Source organism: Thiocystis minor, assembly GCF_016653465.1.
Classification (GTDB): Bacteria; Pseudomonadota; Gammaproteobacteria; order Chromatiales; family Chromatiaceae; genus Chromatium; species Chromatium minus.
Map to the genome: position 1 here is coordinate 1 of NZ_NHSQ01000098.1, position 4,710 is coordinate 4,710.

The 4,710-nt window shown below is 60.9% G+C and carries 8 protein-coding genes; all 8 read left to right on the plus strand.

Annotation, left to right across the window (positions count from 1 at the left end):
• Positions 1–201: 201 nt before the first annotated feature.
• A complete protein-coding gene (locus CCR95_RS24955; protein ID WP_207188634.1) occupies positions 202–723 on the plus strand; it encodes a hypothetical protein in 522 nt (173 codons plus the stop codon).
• Positions 662–1,255: a site-specific integrase gene (locus tag CCR95_RS14360; RefSeq protein WP_242523257.1), complete on the plus strand. Its 594-nt coding sequence runs from the start codon at positions 662–664 to the stop codon at positions 1,253–1,255. Before CCR95_RS24955 ends, CCR95_RS14360 begins: the two co-directional genes overlap by 62 nt.
• Entirely contained in the window at positions 1,252–2,136 is an 885-nt protein-coding gene (locus CCR95_RS14365) for a hypothetical protein (RefSeq protein WP_201095617.1), read from the plus strand. Before CCR95_RS14360 ends, CCR95_RS14365 begins: the two co-directional genes overlap by 4 nt.
• A gap of 144 nt (positions 2,137–2,280) precedes the next feature.
• A complete protein-coding gene (locus tag CCR95_RS14370) occupies positions 2,281–2,526 on the plus strand; it encodes a hypothetical protein (RefSeq protein WP_201095619.1) in 246 nt (81 codons plus the stop codon).
• Positions 2,527–2,531: 5 nt separating this feature from the next.
• Positions 2,532–2,810, plus strand: a complete 279-nt coding sequence (locus CCR95_RS26375; RefSeq protein ID WP_201095620.1) for a helix-turn-helix domain-containing protein — start codon at positions 2,532–2,534, stop codon at positions 2,808–2,810.
• A gap of 247 nt (positions 2,811–3,057) precedes the next feature.
• Positions 3,058–3,354 (plus strand): hypothetical protein, encoded by a 297-nt coding sequence (locus CCR95_RS14380; RefSeq protein WP_201095622.1) that lies wholly within the window; start codon positions 3,058–3,060, stop codon positions 3,352–3,354.
• Positions 3,351–4,280: a ParB/RepB/Spo0J family partition protein gene (locus CCR95_RS14385; RefSeq protein WP_201095624.1), complete on the plus strand. Its 930-nt coding sequence runs from the start codon at positions 3,351–3,353 to the stop codon at positions 4,278–4,280. Before CCR95_RS14380 ends, CCR95_RS14385 begins: the two co-directional genes overlap by 4 nt.
• Positions 4,273–4,710, plus strand: a 438-nt coding sequence (locus CCR95_RS14390; RefSeq protein WP_201095625.1) for a hypothetical protein, incomplete at its 3' end; no start/stop codon positions are given. The genes CCR95_RS14385 and CCR95_RS14390, both read left to right, overlap by 8 nt.

Below are 4,710 nucleotides of genomic sequence, written 5' to 3' on the forward strand. Positions count from 1 at the left end.
TGGCGGTTTATGGGTGATTATAGGCGCTCAACGCGCCACTAGAACCCTATTGTTTATGTGTATTTTTGTTTATTATCATAAAATTTAAACACTTAAAGATTTTTTGAAGGTAACAAAGTAGAATTAATGGCCCCGCGCTGTACTCTTTTGGCAGACTGATTGACGCCCAATTGACCCAGCCAGACCACCGGAGCCTTGACCATGGCAAGAATCGAGAAGCGAACCGACTCCACCGGCGCCGCGTCCTATCGTGTGCGCATCCGTCGCAAGGGCAACCCGGAGCACAGCGCGACGTTTAGCAGTCTGACGAGGGCGAAGCAGTGGGCAGTCGCGACCGAAGCGGCCATCCAGGAAGGCCGCTATTTCGCCACGACGGAAGCCCGGCGCCGCACCATCGGCGAGATGATCGAGCGGTATGTCAAAGACGAGATGCCAAAGAAAAAGGCCGGGAGCCGCGCGACCCAGCTTCAGCAACTGGCATGGTGGAACGCCCGCATCGGCACCAAGAGCCTCTCCGAGTGCTCGCCTGCGTTGATGGTCGAATGTCGTGACGCCCTGAGCCGTGAGCCGATCCCCATCGACAGTGATCCGCTATCTCGCCGTGTTGTCTCACGCCTTCACCATCGCCGTGAAGGAATGGCAGTGGATCGACAGCAACCCCTTGCTGAAGGTATCCAAGCCCAAAGAGCCGCGTGGGCGGGTTCGCTACCTGTCCGATCCTGAGCGCGAACGGCTCTTGGTCGCCTGCAAGCAGGGAGGCCCAGACCTGTATCTTGCCGTGGTCTTGTCGCTCTCGACAGGTGCCCGGAAACAGGAAGCCATGGGGCTACGCTGGGGACAAATCGACTTCGCGCGGAGGGTCGCCATCCTGACGGAGACCAAGAACGGCGAGCGCCGCGCCCTGTCCCTCTCGGGTTTAGCCTTGGAAATGCTCCAGCACCGCGCCAAGGTCCGGCGCCTGGATACCGATTTGGTCTTTCCTGGCCGTATCCATCCCGATCAGCCGCTTGACCTGCGGACGCCATGGGAAACCGCCTTAAAACGTGCGGAGGTCGATAACTTTCGCTGGCACGACTTGCGCCATACCGCCGCGAGCTATCTCGCCATGGGAGGCGCCACCCTGCCCGAACTCGCCGCCTTTCTCGGACATAAGACCCTCGCCATGGTGCAACGCTATACGCACCTGAGCGAGGATCACAATTCTTCAGTGGTCGAACGGATGAACGCGCGCGTCTTCGGGGAGGTCGGGAGATGAGCGAAGGATCTGACCAGGACGGGCGGGAATCGATGCTGCGCCAAAGCGCCCCCCGAAATGAACGTCCGAAACGAGCCGCCCTTGAGACGAGAATAGCAGACGAAACCGAGCATTCAATCCGTTCGCGATTCCTGGCGTCATGGCAAGCCGCGCTTGAAGAAAAGCTGTATTTCCCCCTTTACCCGAATGAGGCATGGGTCTTATTCCCGGATTACGAGGCGGTGTCAGAGATTGGCCGTCCGTCGCCGCTCAGTGGCGACGATTCAATCTCACTGTTTGAGGCCGCCATTCTGCTTGGCTATCGGTTGAAGGGGAGTCCATGGGCATTGATCGGAAAGGCGCCGATCAGGTTTGCAGAATGGTTTCTGTCTGGGCAGATCGACCCGCGCGAACCCGGCTCACTGGTCCCCTTTTCCAAGCTCCCATTCATTGCGCCTGTCGATTTGCAAGATGAGCCGCGCATCCCCGACATGACCTGGCGACTGTGGCCGCGCGACATTGACCGGTTGGCGCTCGCGATCTGGGGCGAAACGATCTTTCAGGAACAGGATGGAGTCAGCGACCAGGCGCCGGCGCCCACGATCAACCAGGCGCCGGCGCCCACGCAGAAACCGAAGCGAGGATTGAACGAGGGTACCCTGCTCAGAATCACCGGCGCCCTTGTGTGCGCGCTGGCGGATACCGACCCGGAGCGACTCAAGCATGAAGACGGCAAGCGGTCGATCGCGCTCAAGAAGAAAAACGGATCGATCAATCTCGGCACGGCAAAAGAGACCGGGGATACCGGAGTCGTCGGTTATCTGACGGCGAACGGATACACCACGCTGACACGTAGCACGCTTGAGAAGTATCTCAGCGAAGCATCGAAAGCCGATCCTTGACGACCAGGGCAAGGCCGCATCCATTTTCCTGCGAAACGTTCCATTTTCCCGCGCGGGATGAATTCACGGTCACGACTCGCGACGATAGGCGACAACAAAGCGGAATCCCCCGCCTTGTCTGTCAATCTAACGCGAGTATTGCTTATGCCCCCCATCCCCGCCGCATCCGCCGCGACCATTCCAACCCCGTCGCGAGTACTCGTGACCGTCAAGCAGCTTGTGGCCGTTCAACCGGCCTTGAGCGAAGGCGGTGTCCGCTGGGACTTGTTCAATCGGGACATCAACGGACTGACCAAAATCGGCGCCATTTTCCGTCGCGGCCGCCGCATCCTGATCGACCCTGAAGCCTACCTGCGCTGGCTGGAAACCCGCATCGAGCGCGTGGGCTAACCCTCATGAAGACACAGCGACCCCGCGCCAAACAAAACGCACCTCTACCGCCTGAATTGCAGCGGCTCCGTGATCGTCGTTTGAGGCGCCAAGCAGCCGCGACGTATCTCGGTGTAACCCCTGAAACGCTTTCCAATTGGGCGATCAAAGGCACACCCGAACTGGCGTACATCCGCATTGGACGCACGACGTTCTACGACATCGGCGAGCTGGATCGGTTTTTGGAGCGACAAACACGACGGCCACAGGGAACCCAGCCAGCGGACGGAGGAGAGGCGAGATGACCGGCGGCCCCAACAAAAAACGCCCTGGCAGGGGCGTTGTTGCAATCGCGCGGGTTTCCGGTTTAGAGTGGTGCCGTTCCGAGAGGCTTGCAGGCCCCTCGGACATTTAAGCCCGACTGAGGTAACCAGTTGAGCACCGGCGGAATCGATTCTACCCCGAATGGGGTTGCGCGTCTGCGCTAGCGTCGTTCCGTCCCTGCCCCCCTGTCTCTCAGTCGAACCCCCAAAGCATTTTGGAGTTCGACACATGAAAACCCGCCTGACCCATTTTTCCGACCGTCGCGCGTTCGCCTGCGATACCCCTGTCTTCTCGGTAACCGATGGCATTTCTGTTAACGATGCCTTGGCATCGGCCGCCTACAGGATCGCGGCCGCCATTGAGACGCTCCACCAGGGCGCCGAGGCGATCGGAGACATCCACGCGCCCGCCCTGATCTGGTCCGGGATCGCCAATCTTGAGACCGTGGCGGCCCTGATCGAGGCGGTACGCCCCGCAATCGAGCTACAGGCCATCAACGCCGCCCGGCAGGGAGGCGAGGCATGAGCGCCCCCAGGAAAGGCATCGCCCTTAAAACCGACATCGGCGCAACCATCCTGCCGGGATCCCCCCCCACCATCTTGGATCGGGATCAGATCACCGTCGATCCCGAGCTACAGCCCCGTGCGGGGAACAATCAGGCACTCGTTGACCAGTACGCCGAGACGCTGCAGGAACGCAACTGGTTGCCCGATGCCCCGCTACTCGTTGTGGGGACATCGGGAACCCGCTGGCTGGTTGATGGCCACAACCGCTTGCTGGCGGCCGAACGCGCGGGCATCGCGAAAATTCCCGTCCGCATCATCCCCGGCGACTATCAAGACGCCCTGCGTCTCTCGCTCGGTGTCAACGCCGATCACGGGTTGCAGCGAAGCGGGGACGACCTTCGTCGCGCCTATCGAAAGGCCGTCGATCAGCAATTCTGCGCGGCCCATGACGTGTCGGCCGTCGCCGGGCTGCTCAAATGCTCGGAGCGGTGGGCACGGGAGTTGACCCAGGCCGCGCGGGAGCAGGTGAAGGCCGCGCGGGATGCGGAGATTCAGAAACGCGCGGATGCCGGGGAGACTCAAAGAGAGATCGCCGCGAGCGTGGGGATGACCCAACGAGGAGTGGGTAAGGCGATTGAGAAAAAACGGAACACTTCCGAAAGTTCTAAAAATTCCGACACCGGCGCCAAGGAGCAGGGCGAAGACCTGGACGCCGCCCGCCCGCCGGCGGGGAACCCCTCCCCAACACCCGCAATCGTCCCCACGAAAAAAGAGGCCATGCACGCCGCGCACGCCGTCACAGGTGCGCTGGCGGTCTTGCGCAAGTTCGAGGCCGTCTTGCGGGCGGAGGATGCGCGAACCCTGATCCACTCACTCAGAGAGGCCCTAGCGCGACTTGAGCAGCGGCTCACCGAAGTTGACGCGGAGGGCTGCGACCATGGCTAAGGGTTCGCATTTCCCAAGGGGGTTCTGGGATTCGGCTTTCAAAGCCGAGATGTGGCGGTTGCCGTCAGGGCATCTGCGCGTCTTTCTCCATCTGGCCTATGGTCCGACCGCTCACCTGTCCGGTATCTACCGAATCAGCGTCCCCGCGATTGCCGAGGATGTCGAGATGGAGCCGGACGAGGTACGCCTGGCGCTGCGCGACTTGGAAAAAATCGGATGGTGCGATGTCGAGTATCCGCTGATCTGGATTCGTGGCATCGGGAACATTCTCGACAAGCTCGGAACAACCCGGCTGACGAAGAACCGCGCATGGGTGACTTCGACGGATCGCCATCTATCGGACCTTCCCGAGGGGCACCGTTTAGTGAGCGCCTTTCGTGATTTTCACGGCCTGCCCAGCGATGCGGGGGAGGTAGGGGGGGAGGTAGGG

Excerpts from the sequence above, each read along its gene's own strand:
- CCR95_RS14365 (WP_201095617.1), top strand. The coding sequence starts at position 1,252 with ATGAGCGAAGGATCTGACCAGGACGGGCGGGAATCGATGCTGCGCCAA.
- CCR95_RS14380 (WP_201095622.1), top strand. The coding sequence starts at position 3,058 with ATGAAAACCCGCCTGACCCATTTTTCCGACCGTCGCGCGTTCGCCTGC.
- CCR95_RS24955 (WP_207188634.1), top strand. The coding sequence starts at position 202 with ATGGCAAGAATCGAGAAGCGAACCGACTCCACCGGCGCCGCGTCCTAT.
- CCR95_RS26375 (WP_201095620.1), top strand. The coding sequence starts at position 2,532 with ATGAAGACACAGCGACCCCGCGCCAAACAAAACGCACCTCTACCGCCT.
- CCR95_RS14370 (WP_201095619.1), top strand. The coding sequence starts at position 2,281 with ATGCCCCCCATCCCCGCCGCATCCGCCGCGACCATTCCAACCCCGTCG.
- CCR95_RS14385 (WP_201095624.1), top strand. The coding sequence starts at position 3,351 with ATGAGCGCCCCCAGGAAAGGCATCGCCCTTAAAACCGACATCGGCGCA.